Annotated in this window: 14 protein-coding genes and 1 riboswitch; of the genes, 7 read left to right on the top strand and 7 right to left on the bottom strand. The window is 69.3% G+C overall.

All coding sequences use genetic code 11. The features are described 5' to 3' along the window. Nucleotides 1-61: 61 nt before the first annotated feature. Nucleotides 62-502 carry a CBU_0592 family membrane protein gene (locus ACFSDF_RS18605; RefSeq protein WP_208322339.1) on the bottom strand — a complete coding sequence of 147 codons (441 nt, stop codon included), beginning with the start codon at nt 500-502 and terminating at the stop codon, nt 62-64. Between the two features lie 145 nt (nt 503-647). Between ACFSDF_RS18605 and ACFSDF_RS18600 the strand changes: the two genes are divergently transcribed. Next, on the top strand, nt 648-1,556 hold the full coding sequence (locus ACFSDF_RS18600; protein ID WP_167003037.1) for a LysR family transcriptional regulator: 909 nt from the start codon (nt 648-650) through the stop codon (nt 1,554-1,556). Between the two features lie 2 nt (nt 1,557-1,558). On the opposite strand, the gene ACFSDF_RS18595 is transcribed toward ACFSDF_RS18600, so the two are convergent. Further along, nucleotides 1,559-1,828 (bottom strand): hypothetical protein, encoded by a 270-nt coding sequence (locus ACFSDF_RS18595; protein ID WP_167003038.1) that lies wholly within the window; start codon nt 1,826-1,828, stop codon nt 1,559-1,561. Nucleotides 1,829-1,946: 118 nt separating this feature from the next. Between ACFSDF_RS18595 and ACFSDF_RS18590 the strand changes: the two genes are divergently transcribed. Further along, nucleotides 1,947-3,368: an APC family permease gene (locus ACFSDF_RS18590; RefSeq protein ID WP_167250827.1), complete on the top strand. Its 1,422-nt coding sequence runs from the start codon at nt 1,947-1,949 to the stop codon at nt 3,366-3,368. Nucleotides 3,369-3,406: 38 nt separating this feature from the next. Here the strand turns inward: ACFSDF_RS18590 and ACFSDF_RS18585 are convergent, their stop codons facing one another. Continuing rightward, the gene (locus ACFSDF_RS18585) at nt 3,407-3,868 is read right to left on the bottom strand and encodes a transglycosylase family protein (RefSeq protein ID WP_167003043.1); all 462 of its coding nucleotides are present in this window, start codon (nt 3,866-3,868) and stop codon (nt 3,407-3,409) included. Between the two features lies 1 nt (nt 3,869). Then, nucleotides 3,870-4,032: riboswitch (cyclic di-AMP (ydaO/yuaA leader) on the bottom strand. Nucleotides 4,033-4,327: 295 nt separating this feature from the next. On the opposite strand from ACFSDF_RS18585, the gene ACFSDF_RS18580 reads away from it, so the two are divergent. Next, nucleotides 4,328-5,272 (top strand): hypothetical protein, encoded by a 945-nt coding sequence (locus tag ACFSDF_RS18580; protein WP_377158673.1) that lies wholly within the window; start codon nt 4,328-4,330, stop codon nt 5,270-5,272. Nucleotides 5,273-5,345: 73 nt separating this feature from the next. Here ACFSDF_RS18580 and ACFSDF_RS18575 read toward each other — a convergent pair whose 3' ends face one another. Next, on the bottom strand, nt 5,346-6,359 hold the full coding sequence (locus ACFSDF_RS18575) for a TerC family protein (RefSeq protein WP_167003047.1): 1,014 nt from the start codon (nt 6,357-6,359) through the stop codon (nt 5,346-5,348). Between the two features lie 205 nt (nt 6,360-6,564). Between ACFSDF_RS18575 and ACFSDF_RS18570 the strand changes: the two genes are divergently transcribed. Beyond that, nucleotides 6,565-7,626, top strand: a complete 1,062-nt coding sequence (locus tag ACFSDF_RS18570; RefSeq protein ID WP_167003049.1) for a hypothetical protein — start codon at nt 6,565-6,567, stop codon at nt 7,624-7,626. Nucleotides 7,627-7,664: 38 nt separating this feature from the next. On the opposite strand, the gene uvrB is transcribed toward ACFSDF_RS18570, so the two are convergent. Beyond that, nucleotides 7,665-9,773 (bottom strand): excinuclease ABC subunit UvrB, encoded by a 2,109-nt coding sequence (gene uvrB, locus ACFSDF_RS18565; protein WP_167003052.1) that lies wholly within the window; start codon nt 9,771-9,773, stop codon nt 7,665-7,667. A gap of 125 nt (nt 9,774-9,898) precedes the next feature. Here uvrB and ACFSDF_RS18560 point away from each other — a divergent pair, with 125 nt between their 5' ends. Continuing rightward, on the top strand, nt 9,899-10,612 hold the full coding sequence (locus ACFSDF_RS18560) for a TetR/AcrR family transcriptional regulator (RefSeq protein WP_243842947.1): 714 nt from the start codon (nt 9,899-9,901) through the stop codon (nt 10,610-10,612). Nucleotides 10,613-10,691: 79 nt separating this feature from the next. On the opposite strand, the gene ACFSDF_RS18555 is transcribed toward ACFSDF_RS18560, so the two are convergent. Continuing rightward, nucleotides 10,692-11,996, bottom strand: coding sequence for an acetyl-CoA C-acetyltransferase (locus ACFSDF_RS18555; protein WP_167250726.1), 1,305 nt, complete (start codon nt 11,994-11,996; stop codon nt 10,692-10,694). Nucleotides 11,997-12,135: 139 nt separating this feature from the next. Here ACFSDF_RS18555 and ACFSDF_RS18550 point away from each other — a divergent pair, with 139 nt between their 5' ends. Further along, nucleotides 12,136-13,479, top strand: coding sequence for a 3-oxoacyl-ACP reductase (locus tag ACFSDF_RS18550; RefSeq protein ID WP_167003056.1), 1,344 nt, complete (start codon nt 12,136-12,138; stop codon nt 13,477-13,479). Between the two features lies 1 nt (nt 13,480). Then, nucleotides 13,481-14,374, top strand: a complete 894-nt coding sequence (locus tag ACFSDF_RS18545; RefSeq protein WP_167003059.1) for a MaoC family dehydratase — start codon at nt 13,481-13,483, stop codon at nt 14,372-14,374. A 122-nt stretch (nt 14,375-14,496) separates the two neighbouring features. Here ACFSDF_RS18545 and ACFSDF_RS18540 read toward each other — a convergent pair whose 3' ends face one another. Then, nucleotides 14,497-15,384, bottom strand: a complete 888-nt coding sequence (locus ACFSDF_RS18540) for an acyl-CoA thioesterase (protein ID WP_347877938.1) — start codon at nt 15,382-15,384, stop codon at nt 14,497-14,499. Nucleotides 15,385-15,430 lie beyond the last annotated feature (46 nt).

Here is a 15,430-nt window from a genome sequence, read left to right as displayed (position 1 = left end):
GTGATCGACGATGCCCCCTCCCGAAGCGATCCGGGAGGGGGCACGCAATCTCGTACGGAGGTCAGGCGGCGGCAGCCACTCCGCGCTCGGTGAGCGCGGCGAGCTCGGCCGTGCCCATCCGCAGGGTGGGATCGCGCTCCTCCATGAAGACGTCGTACGAACGGTCCACGGCCAGCGCCATCGGCGGAGCGGCCGGCAGCGACGCGATCGCCGCCTCGGCCTCCGCACTCTGGGCTTCCTCGCGATCGGCACGCTTCTTGCCCGCGATCATCCAGAGCGCTTGGCCGCCGATGACGACCCAGATGAGGTTCGCCGCAGCCGAGGGCCACACGTGGTTGAACGCCGCAACACCCCCCATGAGGCCGGCGCCCAGGAGGTTCGCCGTCTGGTAGCGCGCCGAGGAGGCGCTCCACCGGCCACGGCTGACGAGTAGGTACGCGGCAGCGCCCGCGACGGCGCCAAACCACCCGAGGGCGGTGACGAAGTCAGCGAACGAGAACATGTGCGGCTCCGAGAGGTCGTACTGGGTGGGAAGGGGTGTCGCCTGCTGCCTCACCGCGAGGCCCCGGCGGCGACTCGTTCAGTCTGCGTGCGGATCGCATTTAGCACAATCGACCCTTTCTTGATCCGGCGTTTAGTATTACTAAATACCTTCCCTCGACCCCCGCCGTCTCGCGTACTTGCTGGCCGTCTATCGGACGGGCGGCATCCTGGCGGCAGCAGATGAGTTGCATGTCACACCGTCAGCGGTCTCCCAGCAGATCGCACGACTGGAGTCGGAGGAGGGTCTCGACGTGCTCGTACGCGGTCCGCGCGGCGTCACCCTCACTCCCGCCGGCCGCGTTCTCGCCGAGACGGCCGAGCGGATCGAGTCCGAGCTCGTCGAGGCCCGCAAGACGCTCGCGACGATGGGCGAGGAAGTCTCGGGACGGGTCGCGGTCGGAGCGTTCCAGACGTCCATCCAGGCGATCGTGGGCCCGTCGCTGAGCAGGGTCCGCGAGGAGTTTCCGGGTATCGACGTCGTCGTCGCCGAGCACGAGCCCGACGACGCGCTCCGCCTGCTGCGCGCCGGCGAGCTCGATCTCGCGCTCGTCGAGCAGGACGAGGACTCCCCCGTCGGCGCGCCTCGAGGGATGAACGACGTCATCCTCCTCGACGAGCCGTGGCGCGTCGTCATCCCCGCTGCCTTCCCGACCCCGACGCAGCTGGCCGATCTCGCCGACGCCACGTGGCTCGGCGCCGAGAAGCAGGTGGCGGCGGCGCGCGCGCTCGTACGGCTCGCGGGGACGTTCGGCGGTCGGCTCCGTACGGCGCACGAGTTCTCCAGCTTCGAGGCGGCGCACGCGCTCGTCGCTGCAGGCGAGGGCGTCGCGATGGTCCCCGCGCTCGCCCTCAAGCAGGACCTCGCGACCGGCGTCGAGGTCGTGTCACTTCCCGGCCTCGGGTCGCGCCGCGTCGTCGCCCGCCACCGCCAGACCCGGCGCGAGCCCGGCGCCGCCGTGTCGGCCGTCCTCGAGACGCTCCTCGTCACCGCAGCAGGCGTGGAGCTGACGTAGGGCTACTCGACCAGCGGCGGGGGTGGCGGCCCCGCAGGGCGCAGGCGCTTCGCCTCGACCCACTGCTCGACCAGGGTCCCCTCCCCCTGCTTGCCGGGCACGAACGCAACGCGCGCGACCCAGCCCTGGGACTCGCGGCGCCACTCGATGACGAGACCGGGGTAGGCGTCGGCCTCGTACCGGCTCAACGACACCCACACGTGTCGGACCGCGCCGCCGTCGCGCGGCTCGACGGCACGCCCGTCGCTGCCGTACCGCCTGTTCGTTCCCACGGCCACAGGATACGACGGGACTCGAACACATGTTCGATGTCCTCCCTATTGGCGAGCCGGATTGCACCCATACGCCACGAGCACGAGAGTGGGGCAGGACCGAACGACGAGGAGCGTCATGACCGATAGCAGGCCCGATGCCACTGCCACCGACGAGGGCCGCGCCCCGGAGCTCCGCCGGTTTCTCACCCCCAAGCTGCTGCTGCTCTTCATCGTCGGAGACATCCTCGGCACCGGCGTCTACGCCCTCACCGGCGACGTCGCGGCCGAGGTCGGCGGCGCGGCCTGGCTGCCGTTCATCCTCGCGTTCGTGATCGCGACGCTGACGGCCTTCTCCTACCTCGAGCTCGTCACGAAGTATCCCCAGGCCGCCGGTGCCGCGCTCTACACCCACAAGGCGTTCGGGATCCACTTCCTGACCTTCCTCGTGGCCTTCACCGTGATGTCGTCGGGGATCACGTCCGCCTCGACCGCATCGCGGCTGGTCGCACGCAGCGTCGACCAGGGGTTCAACCTGAGCTTGGACAAGACCGGCATCCTCCTCGTCGCGCTGGCGTTCATCGTCCTGCTGGCGCTGATCAACCTGCGCGGTGTCGCGCACGGCGTGCTCACCAACGTGGCGCTCACGTTCATCGAGCTCACCGGCCTGGCGCTCGTCATCCTCGTCGGGATCTGGGCGATGACGCAGGGGGACGCCGACTTCTCCCGAGTGGTCGCGTTCGACACGCCTGACGAGAAGAACGTCTTCCTCGCAGTGACGACGGCGACCTCGCTGGCGTTCTTCGCGATGGTGGGCTTCGAGGACGCGGTCAACATGGCCGAGGAGACGAAGGACCCCGTCCGCACGTTCCCTCGCATCATGCTGACGGGCCTTTCGATCACGGGCATCATCTATGTCCTCGTGTCCATCACCGCCGTCGCGCTCGTCCCGATCGGCGAGCTCGCCGCCTCGGAGACGCCGCTGCTCACCGTCGTCGAACGCGGCGCCCCGGACGTCCCGATCGACGAGATCTATCCGTTCATCACGATGTTCGCCGTCGCCAACACTGCACTGATCAACATGTTGATGGCCAGTCGGCTCATCTACGGCATGGCCAAGCAGCGCGTGCTCCCGCCGGGACTCGCCCATGTAGGCGCGCGCCGCCAGACGCCATGGGTCGCGATCCTCTTCACGACCGTGATCGCGTGCGGCCTCATCACGTACGTGTTCAGCGCCAGCGACGACGCGATCGCCACGCTCGGCGGGACGACGGCCCTGCTCCTGCTGGGGGTGTTCACCATCGTGAACGTCACGGTGCTGGTCCTGCGACGCGACCCGGTCGACGACGACCACTTCGTGACCCCCACCGTGCTCCCGGTCATCGCCGGCGTGACGTCGCTCTACCTCGTGACGCCACTGTCCGGGCGTCCTGCCGAGCAGTACGAGGTCGCCGGACTGCTCCTCGGCATCGGCGTCGTGCTCTGGGCGATCACGTGGGTCGTCAACCGCGCGGCGTACGGGGCCAAGACATACGTGAAGGACCCCAGCGAGCTCGAATGAGAGCCCACCGGGGTCCGGGTGTCACGTCAGGCGACGCGTCACCAGAACTTCTTGCGCCACCACCGCGGGAAGTGCCCGATGGCACCCTTCCTGGCGTACCGGTCGCTCCTGGCGAACCCCTGCCACTTCTCGCGCTTGAGCTTGTTGTTCAGACCGAGCTTGCGGGAGCAGCCGGGCCATGCGCCCCAGCCCTGCCCCTTGAGGACCTTCTCGGCGACCGCGATCTGCTCGCGCCGCTTGGCCTTGTGGGCGTACGAGGCGTACTTCTTGCCGCCGTACGCACGCCAGGTGCCCGCGCTGAACTGGAGGCCACCGTGGTAGCCGTTGCCGGTGTTGATGCGCCAGCGCTTGCCTGACTCGCACTTGGCGAGGCGCTCCCAGGTCTTGTCCTTGGCTGCGTTGGCGGGGGTGCTGGTGAAGACCAGCATCCCCAGAACCATGCCGGCGAGCGCCAGCGTGAGAGCGACGCCACGACGGGCGACGCGGAGGGCGTTGAACATGTTGTCCCTTCACAACGCCTGTGGGGTTAGCTGTCGGGTTCGGGCCGAAGGTGCCCGGCCTGCCGCGTTGTTCGTGCGGCAAGGCTTCACCCCAAGGAGCCAAGGCTCCAGAGATGGGTTCCCCACTCCCGCCCGTTCAGATCAAGGTTCGCCGGCCCCCGTGACCGGCCATCCGGGGTAGGCCTCGCCCTTGGGCGGGACTCGGCGTACGAGCGAGGCCTCCGTCAGGCTAACCCACACAAACAAGACATCAAGCCCAAGCGTGGCGGTGTGACCACATTCAGGGCGGCAGGGCGGTGCGGGCGGCGGAGCGGCGGTGAGTCCGGTCCCACCGAGGCCCGCACAGTGGGACCTCAGTCACCGCGCCCGCATTCTCCACACACGCCTTCGGCTCCGCGGCATCCACAGGTGCGCGCGCAGGCGATGTACGGAGCCCGCGAGGACGCGTGAGATGACGGGATGCCCGCACCGACACCGCTTCCAGCTCAGCTGACCAACCGCCCGTTCTCGCGCGACGAGCTGGTCCCGCTCGGACTCTCACCGAAGCTGCTCCTCGGCAAGCGTTTTCGCCGCCTTCATCCCGAGACCTGGGTGCACACGGATCACGCGATGACCGACAGCGACCAGATTGCGGCCGCGGCGCTCGCGGTGCCTTCGTACGCTCAGCCCACCGACGGCACGCGCCTCCGGATGCTCGGGTACGACGACCTCCCCCTGGAGCCGATCTGCTTCGTGGTGCCGGACGACCATCACGTCGCACTCGACGGCATCATGGTGCACCGGACGAAGGAGATGCCGCCTCTCGACGCAAGCGGGGTGACACCCGCCGCGGCATTCCTCGGATGCTGTGCCGAGGAGCCCCTCATCGACCTCGTCGCCGCCGGCGACTGGCTCCTCCGCCACGGTCACGCCACACATGAGGAGCTCGCCGAGCTCGCGATCCGCGACTCCTGGCGCCCCGGCGCAGACCGCGCACTCGAGGTCCTACCGATGCTGAACCCGCGTTCGCGCTCGCCTCGCGAGTCGAAGGTCCGTGCGATGCTCGTCATGGCCGGACTTCCCACGCCTGAGGTCAACGTGGACCTCTTCGTGGAGGGGAGGTTCCTCGGCTGCGCCGACCTGCTCTACCATCGATGGCTGCTCGTTCTCGAGTACGAAGGGCGCCAGCACGCCGAGGATGTCCACCAGTTCAATGTTGACATCGGACGGTACGAGGGGTTTCGCGACCACGGCGTCACGTACGTCCAGATCACGAGCGCACGTTTCGCCCGTCCACGTGCCCTCGTCATCCTCGTACACCGCAAGCTCGTCTCGCTCGGCTATGACGGGCCTGCACCCTCGTTCGGACCACGATGGCGCGCCCTCTTCGCCCCCGTACCCGGCCCTCACGCACGACGGCGGTGAGCCTGGTCCCACCCGATGCTTCTGGGTGGGACCGGACTCACCGCCGAGGCGAGGGACGCGCAGCGCGGCCGCGTCAGGCCTGAGGAATGTCCTCGTGCTCGTCAGGACGCTGCGGAGGCGGCTGGTTGCGCGTCTTCCAGAGGCTTGCAGCCGCGGTGATGCCGAGGACGACGACGATCACGCCCAGGCTGGCCAGCGTCGGCACCTCCGGCACGTCGATGTGCTCACCACCGTTGATGAACGACAGCTCGTTGGTGTGCAGCGCGTGGAGCACCAGCTTGACGCCGATGAACGCGAGGATCACCGAGAGGCCCAGCGACAGGTAGACCAGGCGCTGCAGCAGCCCGCCGAGCAGGAAGTAGAGCTGACGCAGGCCCATCAGCGCGAAGATGTTCGCGGTGAGGACCAGGTAGGCCTCCTGCGTGATGCCGTAGATCGCCGGGATCGAGTCGAGCGCGAACAGCAGGTCGGTGCTGCCCAGCGCCAGGATCACCAAGAACATCGGCGTCAGCAAGCGCTTGCCGTCGACGCGGATCGCCATCTTCATGCCGTGGAACTCGTCCGTGATGCTGAAGTGGCGCTCGGCGAAGCGGACGACCGCGTTGTCGCCAGCCTCTTCGTCATCGTGGTTGCGATAGCTCTTGACGAGCCCGTACGCGGTCCACACAAGGAACAGGCCGAAGATGTAGAAGACCCAGCTGAAGTTGTTGATCGCGGCCGCACCCAGCACGATGAAGACCGCGCGGAAGATCAGCGCGAGGATGATGCCGATCATCAGGGCCTCTTGCTGGTACACCCGAGGCACCTTGAAGCTCGCCATGATGATGATGAAGATGAACAGGTTGTCGACCGACAGGCTGTACTCGGTGAGCCAGCCTGTGAAGAACTCGAGGCCGTACTGGCCGCCGTGGAAGCTCGACACCCAGATACCGAAGGCGATGGCGAGACCGACGTACACCGTCAGCGCCAGGCCGGCCTCCTTCATCGACGGCTCGTGCGGGCGACGGGCGATCACGATGACGTCGAACAGCAGCACGGCGACGGTGACGCCGATCGTGATCCACCATTCGAGCGGTGTGACGTTCATACGGGCAGGTTCCTCCGGTCGGATCGTTCGTCAGGCCGGAGGTCTCTTCCGCCGCGACGGCGTAAAGCGCGCCTGGCACGACTCGACCCGCCGGGCTGCACCTGGTGCTGCCGTGATGACGACGGGTCGACGAAGGAATACTCCCCTCCCTGCGCCATTGTGCCAGAGGGTGCGCGCGGACCCGCAACGCGAGATGCTCAGCCCCGTGACGGTGAGACACGTAGGCCTGCGCGGAGCGCTCACACGACCGGCCGCCCGGGACGCTCTGCTGCGCGCGGGAGAGCCGCTCGACGTGCCCTCGCTCCTCGACGGAGCGGTGCTGCGGCTGCGCGAGGCCGACGTCCCCGGGAGCGCGGTGACGAAGGGCTTCGCCTGGGAACCAACGGACGCCGAGACGGAGCACTGGTATCCCCAGGGCGTCACGACCTCCGCCGACGCCCAGGAGGGGGCGACGGACCGGGACGTCCTCGTCGCCACCTGGTATGCCCACCACCGCCCGCGTCGTACGGGCTCACGGCTCACGTTCGTCGATCTCGCGGCACGGCGATATCGGCACGTCCTGCTCGTCCGCGCGGTGAGGACGCCGTGGGGGGTGCGGGCCCGCCCGGTCCCGATCCACGCCGGCGGGATCGCCTGGTACGGCCCGTACCTATACGTGGCGGCGACGCGGGCCGGGATCGTGCTGTTCCGAATCTCCGACCTGCTCCGCCTCGACCTGAGCGGGCGCGGCCGCGGGGTGGCCGGACGGCTCGGGTACGAGGTCGTGCTGCCGGAGTACGCGCGCCTGTCTGCCTGGAGCCGCGACGAGGGCAGTCGCCTGCGGTACTCGTTCCTCTCCGTCGCGTACGGGGCCCCAGGCGAGCCGCCCGCGCTGGTGGCCGGCGAGTACGGCGGCGTCGGACGCAGCCAGCGGCTCTGGCGCTTCACGCTCGACCCGACGACGCACCTGCCCGTACGAGACGGGTCCGGGCGCGCGGTCCCGACCGAGCTGCACGCCGCACAGTCGGCGCGGATGCAGGGCGTGACTGCTCTCGACGGCCGGTGGTACGTGACGACGAGCCAGGGGCGCGGCAACGCGGGCGACCTCCTCGTCGGAGCGCCCGGCGACTTCCGGCGGCACAAGGGCGTGCTGCCGACGGGGTGCGAGGACATCGCCGCGTGGCCCGAGCGGCGCGAGCTCTGGTCGGTGACCGAGTGGCCCGGGATGCGATGGGTGTACGCGATGGATCCCGACGCGTGGCCAGGCCGACCCTCGGTGGTCGAGTAGCCGGCGAGAACGAGCCGGCGTATCGAGACCCCGAGTCCTCACCCCGCGCCGGCGGCCTGCATCTGACGGAGCTCCTTCTTGAGGTCACCGATCTCGTCACGCAGACGCGCTGCGACCTCGAACTGCAGCTCCTCGGCGGCCGCGTGCATCTGCGTGTTGAGCTCCTGGATCAGCTCCGCGAGCTCGGACGCGGCCATCGTGGATGGGTCGACGTGGCTCCCGTCGCCCGACGAGCCCACCAGCGGCACCGGAGACTTGCCGCGCGACTGCGCCCGACCTGAGCCGACGAGCTGCTCGATGTCGGCGTCCTCGCGCGCCAGCATGTCGGTGATGTCGGCGATCTTCTTGCGCAGCGGGGTGGGGTTGATGCCGTGCTCGGTGTTGTAGGCGACCTGGATCGCGCGGCGTCGGTTGGTCTCGTCGATCGCCTGCTCCATCGACGGCGTGATCGTGTCGGCGTACATGAGCACCTGACCGGACACATTGCGCGCCGCGCGTCCGATCGTCTGGATCAGCGACCGCCCCGAGCGCAGGAAGCCCTCCTTGTCGGCGTCGAGGATCGCCACCAGGCTCACCTCGGGCAGGTCAAGACCCTCGCGCAGGAGGTTGATGCCAACGAGGACGTCGTACTCCCCCATCCGCAGCTCGCTCAGCAGCTCGACGCGTCGCAGGGTGTCGACCTCCGAGTGGAGGTAGCGGGTGCGGATGCCGGCCTCGAGGAGGTAATCGGTGAGGTCCTCGGCCATCTTCTTGGTGAGCGTCGTGACGAGCACCCGCTCGTTGCGCTCCACCCGGCCGCGGATCTGCTCGATGAGGTCGTCGATCTGGCCCTTGGTCGGCTTGACGATGACCTCGGGGTCGACCAGGCCGGTCGGGCGGATGATCTGCTCGACGACGTCGTGCTCGTCCTTGACCTTGGACATCTCGTACGGGCCGGGAGTCGCCGAGAGGTAGACCGTCTGGCCGATGCGGTCGAGGAACTCCTCCCACTTGAGAGGACGGTTGTCCATCGCGCTCGGCAGGCGGAATCCGTGCTCGACCAGCGTGCGCTTGCGGGACATGTCGCCCTCGTACATGGCGCCGATCTGCGGGATCGTCACGTGCGACTCGTCGACGACCAGCAGGAAGTCCTCGGGGAAGTAGTCGAGGAGGCAGTTCGGTGCGGAGCCGGGCGGGCGGCCGTCCATGTGAAGCGAGTAGTTCTCGATGCCCGAGCACGTGCCGACCTGCCGGATCATCTCCATGTCGTACGTGGTGCGCATGCGCAGGCGCTGCGCCTCGAGGAGCTTGCCCTGGCTCTCGAGCTCGGCGAGGCGCTGCTCGAGCTCGTTCTCGATGCCGCGGACCGCCGTCTCGAGCCGCTCCGGGCCGACCGTGTAGTGGGTCGCCGCGCCCACGTACAGCTCGCGCTCGTCACTCAGCACCTCTCCGGTCAACGGGTGCAGCGTCATCAGCCGCTCGATCTCGTCGCCGAAGAACTCCACGCGGACCGCGAGCTCCTGGTAGACGGGGAAGATCTCGAGCGTGTCGCCGCGCACCCGGAACGTCCCCCGCGTCGCGGCCAGGTCGTTGCGGGAGTACTGGGCGGTGACGAGCGTCCGGAGGAGCTTGTCGCGATCCATCTCCGCGCCGACCTGGAGGTGGATCATGCGGTTCATGTATTCCTCGGCCGACCCCAGGCCGTAGATGCACGAGACCGTTGCCACGACGATCACGTCGCGCCTGGTCAGGAGGTTCCAGGTGGCAGAGTGGCGCAGCCGCTCGACCTCCTCGTTGATCGAGGAGTCCTTCTCGATGTAAGTGTCGGTCTGCGGGACGTACGCCTCGGGCTGGTAGTAGTCGTAGTAGGAGACGAAGTATTCGATGGCGTTGTCGGGGAACAGGTGACGCAGCTCGTTGGCGAACTGTGCCGCCAGCGTCTTGTTGGGCTGCATCACGAGGACCGGCCGTTGGAGGTTCTCGGCGAGCCAGGACACCGTGGCCGTCTTGCCGGTGCCGGTGGCGCCGAGGAGGACCGTGTCGGTTTCGCCGCGCTGCACGCGCTCGGTGAGCTGGGCGATGGCGCGGGGCTGGTCGCCGCTCGGCTCGAAGTCGGAGACCACGTGCAAGGGCGCGACCTGGCGCTGCAGGTCCTTCACGGAACGCATGTGTCGAGCGTACGTCGTACCACTGACACTTCGACGCGGTCACGGCACCCCGGACACTCAACACACCCACTGTGGTGTCTTGTGTCGATGTCCCGCCCGGCACGCGATCCCTCTAGACTTCGGATGTGGGAGAAGCCAAGACCGACGAGAGCGAGCCGAGGGCCCTGCGTGGCGCCCGCGCGACCGCCGCACGCCGCCGTGCCCGTGAGGACGACATCATCCGCGCCACGCGGAACCTCTTCGACACGGTCGGAGTGCGCGACGCCCAGATCGAGGACATCGCCCAGGCCGTCGGCATCAACCGCGCGATCATCTACCGCCACTTCTCCGGCAAGGAGGAGCTGTTCGCGCTCACGCTGATCGGCTACCTCGACGAGATCGCGGAGGTCATGCGTGAGGCCGACGACCCCCGTGCCGCGCCTGCCGAGCGTCTCGAGCGGGTCGCGAGCGCGTTCCTCGACCGCGGCCACGAATACCCGGCGTTCGTCGACTGCGCGCTCGATCTCCTCAGCAAGCCGGGCAACGAGCTGCTCGACAGCGTCTCCGAGGGCGCGATGATGCGCCTCGGACGCGGCATGCTCGGCCCTCTCGGTGTGCTCGCGCACGTGCTCGAGGCCGGCAACAAGTCGGGCGACTTCCACGCCGAAGACCCGTACATGCTCGCCAACATGCTCTACACCCAGTCGCTCGGCGCGCTGCGGTTCGCACGCAACCAGCTGCTCGTCAGCGAGGCCTCCCCGGGCGTCCCCACCGTGCGCAGGGTCCCGTGGGAGGCCGTGAAGCGCCAGACGATCCGCGCGGCCCAGGCGATGGCTGTCGCCGACGACCCGCAGGACTGACGGCGCGGACGGCGCGGAGGTCTCGACAGGCTCGACCGGCGGAGCGCCGGCCGTCCGCTGGTCGAGCCTGTCGAGACCCTCAGCGCTCGAGGATCGCGGTGACGCCCTGGCCGCCTGCGGCGCAGATCGAGATCACGCCGCGCCCCTTGCCCTTCTCGGCGAGGAGCTTGGCCAGCGTGGCGACGATGCGGCCACCGGTCGCGGCGAACGGGTGCCCGGCGGCCAGCGACGAGCCCGCGACGTTGAGCTTGGCGCGGTCGATCGCGCCGAGCGGCGCGTCGAGGCCGAGGCGCTCCTTGCAGAAGATCGGGTCCTCCCACGCCTTGAGAGTGCTGAGCACCTGCGACGCGAACGCCTCGTGGATCTCGTAGAAGTCGAAGTCCTGCAGCGTCAGGCCCGCACGGGCGAGCATCCGTGGCATCGCGTACGCCGGAGCCATCAGCAGCCCCTCGCTGCCGTTCACGTAGTCGACGGCGGCGGTCTCGTACTCGGTGAGGTAGGCCAGCGGCTCCCACCCCTTCTTCTTCGCGTAGTCCTCCGAGGCGAGCAGCACCGTGGACGCACCGTCGGTCAGCGGGGTCGAGTTGGCCGCCGTCATCGTTGCCGACTCGCCCTTGCCGAAGACCGGCTTCAGCGTCGCGAGCTTCTCCACAGACGAGTCGGCGCGGAGGTTCTGGTCACGCTCGAGGCCGAGGTACGGCGTGAGCAGGTCGTCGAGGAAGCCTCGGTCGTATGCAGCGGCGAGCTTGTGGTGCGACTCGACGGCGAGCTGGTCCTGGTCCTCGCGGGCGATGCCCCACTCGAGGGTGGTGAGCGCCTGACTCTCACCCATCGACAGCCCCGTACGAGGCTCGGAGTTCTGCGGGATCGACGGCGCGAGGTCGCCCGGGCGGATCCGGGCCAGAGCGGCGAGGCGACCCTTGAGGTCCTTGGCGCGGTTGGCATCGAGGAGGATCTTGCGCAGCCGCTCCCCCACCGCGATCGGTGCGTCGGAGGTGGTGTCGGAGCCGCCGGCCACGCCGACGTCGATCTTGCCGAGGGCGATCTTGTTGGCGACCTGGATCGTTGCCTGGATGCCTGTGTCGCAGGCCTGCTGGACGTCGTACGCGGGAGTCGTCGGGTCGAGCTTCGAGCCCAGCACCGTCTCGCGCGCGAGGTTGAAGTCGCGGCTGTGCTTGAGGACCGCGCCCGCGGCGAACTCACCGAGACGCTCGCCCTCGAGGTCGTACCGGGCGACCAGCCCGTCGAGCGCCGCGGTCAGCATGTCCTGGTTGGAGGCGTGCGAGTAGATCGTGTTGGAGCGCGCGAAGGGGATCCGGTTGCCCCCGATCACTGCGACCCGGCGAGGCGCCGAGGCGGAGCGCTTGGCGGAGGTCGATGCCATGGGTTCTCCTCGAAGAAGGCGTTGCGTTGACCACATTGTGACGGGCGGGGCACCTGTCCTGCCCTGACTCTGTAACTCTAGGTTACGGTAGGCCTGACGTTCTAGATACTGTGGGTATTCGAGAGGCAGGACACACGACATGACCGACCGCTACCAAGACCTCGTCCACACGCCGGTCGGGAAGTTCTTGGTGAAGAACCTCGGCCTCCCCAACCCGCCCCAGCTCGAGCGCTACCGCGCGGGTGCGCCGCTGGTCGACGGGACGGTGCTGGTCGGTGCCGCGCCCGGGTCGACCCTCGGATCGGCGGTCGCGGACTCCCTCGCGGACCTCGCGGTGACCACCACCTCGAGGCTCGACGAAGGCACCCGGGTCAAGGGCATCGTGTTCGACGCCACCGGCATCGACACGGCGGCCGGGCTCGACGTGGTCCAGGAGTTCCTGACCCCGGTGCTGCGCAGCCTGTCGGGCTGTGGCCGCGTCGTGCTCCTCGGCACGCCGCCCGAGCAGGCTGGCACGCCCGGCCGCGCGATCGCGCAGCGTGCGCTCGAAGGCATCACGCGCTCGCTCGGCAAGGAGCTCGGCAAGGGCTCGACCGCGCAGACCGTGTACGTCGCGGCCGGCGCGGAGGGGGCGATCTCGTCGACGCTCGGCTTCCTGCTGTCGCCGAAGTCGGCGTACGTGTGCGGCCAGGTCATCCGCATCGGCACCACCGGTCTCGCCGACGCTCCCTCGTACGACCCCGCGTCGCCGCTCGCGGGCAAGGTCGCCCTCGTAACGGGCGCGTCGCGTGGGCTCGGGCTCGCGATGGCGCAGACGCTGCACCGCGACGGCGCGACCGTCGTCGGTCTCGACGTCGCGCCGCTGGCCGACGACCTCCAGCGCGAGATGGCCGCGCTCGGCGGGGAGTCGATCATCCTCGACATCACCGCGCCCGACGCGCCGCAGCGGATCGCCGCCTACCTCGCCGAGCACCACGGTGGCGTCGACGTCGTCGTCCACAACGCCGGCATCACGCGCGACAAGCGGCTGCGCAACATGAAGACCGAGAACTGGCACAAGGTCCTCGAGATCAACGTCGACGCTCCGCAGCGGATCACCGCCGAGCTCCTCGACCAGAAGCTGATCCGCAGCGGCGGCACGATCCTCGGTGTCTCGTCGATCGCCGGCATCGCGGGCAACAACGGGCAGACCAACTACGCGGCGTCCAAGGCCGGTGTCATCGGCTGGGTCCACGAGCTCGCGCCGCGCATCGCTGCCGACGGCCTGACCATCAACGCCGTCGCGCCGGGCTTCATCGAGACCGACATGGTCAAGACGATCCCGCTGGCGATCCGCGAGGCCGGCCGCCGGATGAACTCCATGTCGCAGGGTGGGCAGCCGATCGATGTCGCCGAGGCGGTCGCGTGGTACGCCAGCCCGGGCTCGGGTGCGGTCTCCGGCAACGTCGTACGCGTCTGCGGCCAGAGCCTGCTGGGAGCGTGAGGTGATCCTCCGCGAGTACGCCGAGGCGCCGTCGATCCTCCCGCTCTACCTGCGTGCTGCGCTCCCCGCAGTGCCGGTGGTCGGTGGGCTCCCCGGCGTACGGCACGCCTCGGGCGCCGTCCCGGACCTCACGCTGGAGCGGCCCCGCGTGACGACCGACCTCGACCACCTGGCGTCGTACGCGGACGTCTGCGGGTTCGCGCTGCGCGAGACGCTGCCGGTCACATACCCGCACATGGCGGCCTTCGGGCTGCAGATGGCGCTGATGGTCGACACGGCGTTCCCGTTCGCGCCGATGGGGTTGGTCCACCTACGCAACACGATCACGCAGCACCGTCCGATCGCAGTGACGGAGACGTACGACGTGTCGGTGCGGGCCGCGGATCTGCGCCCGCACCCGAAGGGCACCCTCGTCGACGTCCTCAGCACCGTATGGGTCGACGACGAGGTCGTGTGGGAGGAGACCATGACGCTGCTGCGGCGAGGGGGTGGTGGCGCGGAGGCGGAGGCGGCGCGGGCGCCGCTCGACGGGGTCGAGCCGCCGGCCGGTTCGGCGACGTGGCGGCTCGACGCGGGGCTCGGCCGGCGGTACGGGGCGGTGTCGGGCGACCGCAACCCGATCCACCTCTCGAAGCTGTCGGCGAAGGCCTTCGGATTTCCCCGTCAGATCGCGCACGGCATGTGGAGCAAGGCGCGGGCGCTGGCGGCCGTCGAGAACCGCCTCGCCGACGCGTACACGGTCGTCGCGGAGTTCCGGCGTCCGATCCTGCTCCCGGCGACGGTCACCTTCGGGTCGAGCACGGAGGGCGAGGAGCTGCTCTTCGGGATCACGGGTCGCCCGCGCGGCGACAAGCCTGCGCCGACGCACCTTGTCGCCCGCGTCACGCCTGCCTGAGGTCGTACGGCGGGCGGCCCGCACGAGTCTGGTCCGCCGCGCACGTCAGTCCGCCGGTGGTCACCCGCAGCGGGCCCAGTGACCACCCAGCGACCAACGCAACACCTGCACCGACCGGGGCGTCAGGCCTTCGGCTGGCGCGTGACGGGGCGGATCAGCCCCTCCTGCGCGACGGAGGCCAGCAGTGCGCCGTCCTCCGCGAAGATGTTGGCCGTGGCGAACCCGCGGGCGCCGATCGCGGACGGTGAGCGCTGGTCGTACAGCATCCAGTGGTCCGCGCGGATCGGCCGGTGGAACCACACGGCGTGGTCCAGCGAGGCCGGCTGGATGGTGGGTGACCCGATGGTCAGCCCGTGCGGGACGAGCGACGAGCCGAGCAGGCTCAGGTCACTGATGTACGTGAGCACGCACGCGTTGAGGACAGGATCGTCGCCGAGCTCGCCCAGCGCCCGCAGCCACAGCCGCTGGACGGCCGGCACCAGCTGCCTGGTTGGATCGTCAGCAGCGCGGTTGTCACCGATGTAGCGGACGTCGAGCGCCGACCACTCGTGGCGCCAGTGCTCAGCAGCCTGGGCGTCGACGTACGCCAGCACCTCGGCCAGCTCGGGCGACGCCGAGACGGCGGGCACCTCGGGCATCGCGTCCTGGTGCGCGTATCCGTCCTCGTGGCGGTGGAACGACGCCGTCATGTAGAAGATGACCTTGCCGTGCTGGCGCGCCGAGACCCGCCGCGTCGAGAACGAGCCGCCGTCACGGATCCGCTCCACGTCGTAGATGATCGGCACGCTCGGATCGCCACCGAGCAAGAAGTAGACGTGCAGGGAGTGCACCGCCCGGTCGGTGTCGACGCTGCGGGCGGCAGCCATCAACGCCTGCGCGGCGACCTGCCCCCCGAAGACCCGCGTGAGCTCGCTCCCCTTCGGGTGTCCGCCGCGGAAGAGATCCTCCTCGAGACGCTCGAGGTCGAGAAGGTCGACGAGTTCTTCGATCGTTGCAGGCACGCGCCACATCGTCTCACGAGCCGACAGCCTCGTACGCGGATCAGCGGCGACCACG

Origin of the sequence: Mumia zhuanghuii (genome assembly GCF_042681565.1) — a bacterium.
Lineage (GTDB): Bacteria > Actinomycetota > Actinomycetes > Propionibacteriales > Nocardioidaceae > Mumia.
The sequence above is the reverse complement of the archived record's forward strand: the minus strand, read 5'-3'. Positions and strand labels throughout refer to the sequence as shown.

Coding starts and splice junctions, on each gene's coding strand:
- ACFSDF_RS18605 (WP_208322339.1), bottom strand. CDS start 502: ATGTTCTCGTTCGCTGACTTCGTCACCGCCCTCGGGTGGTTTGGCGCC.
- ACFSDF_RS18590 (WP_167250827.1), top strand. CDS start 1,947: ATGACCGATAGCAGGCCCGATGCCACTGCCACCGACGAGGGCCGCGCC.
- ACFSDF_RS18585 (WP_167003043.1), bottom strand. CDS start 3,868: ATGTTCAACGCCCTCCGCGTCGCCCGTCGTGGCGTCGCTCTCACGCTG.
- ACFSDF_RS18580 (WP_377158673.1), top strand. CDS start 4,328: ATGCCCGCACCGACACCGCTTCCAGCTCAGCTGACCAACCGCCCGTTC.
- ACFSDF_RS18575 (WP_167003047.1), bottom strand. CDS start 6,359: ATGAACGTCACACCGCTCGAATGGTGGATCACGATCGGCGTCACCGTC.
- uvrB (WP_167003052.1), bottom strand. CDS start 9,773: ATGCGTTCCGTGAAGGACCTGCAGCGCCAGGTCGCGCCCTTGCACGTG.
- ACFSDF_RS18555 (WP_167250726.1), bottom strand. CDS start 11,996: ATGGCATCGACCTCCGCCAAGCGCTCCGCCTCGGCGCCTCGCCGGGTC.
- ACFSDF_RS18550 (WP_167003056.1), top strand. CDS start 12,136: ATGACCGACCGCTACCAAGACCTCGTCCACACGCCGGTCGGGAAGTTC.
- ACFSDF_RS18540 (WP_347877938.1), bottom strand. CDS start 15,384: ATGTGGCGCGTGCCTGCAACGATCGAAGAACTCGTCGACCTTCTCGAC.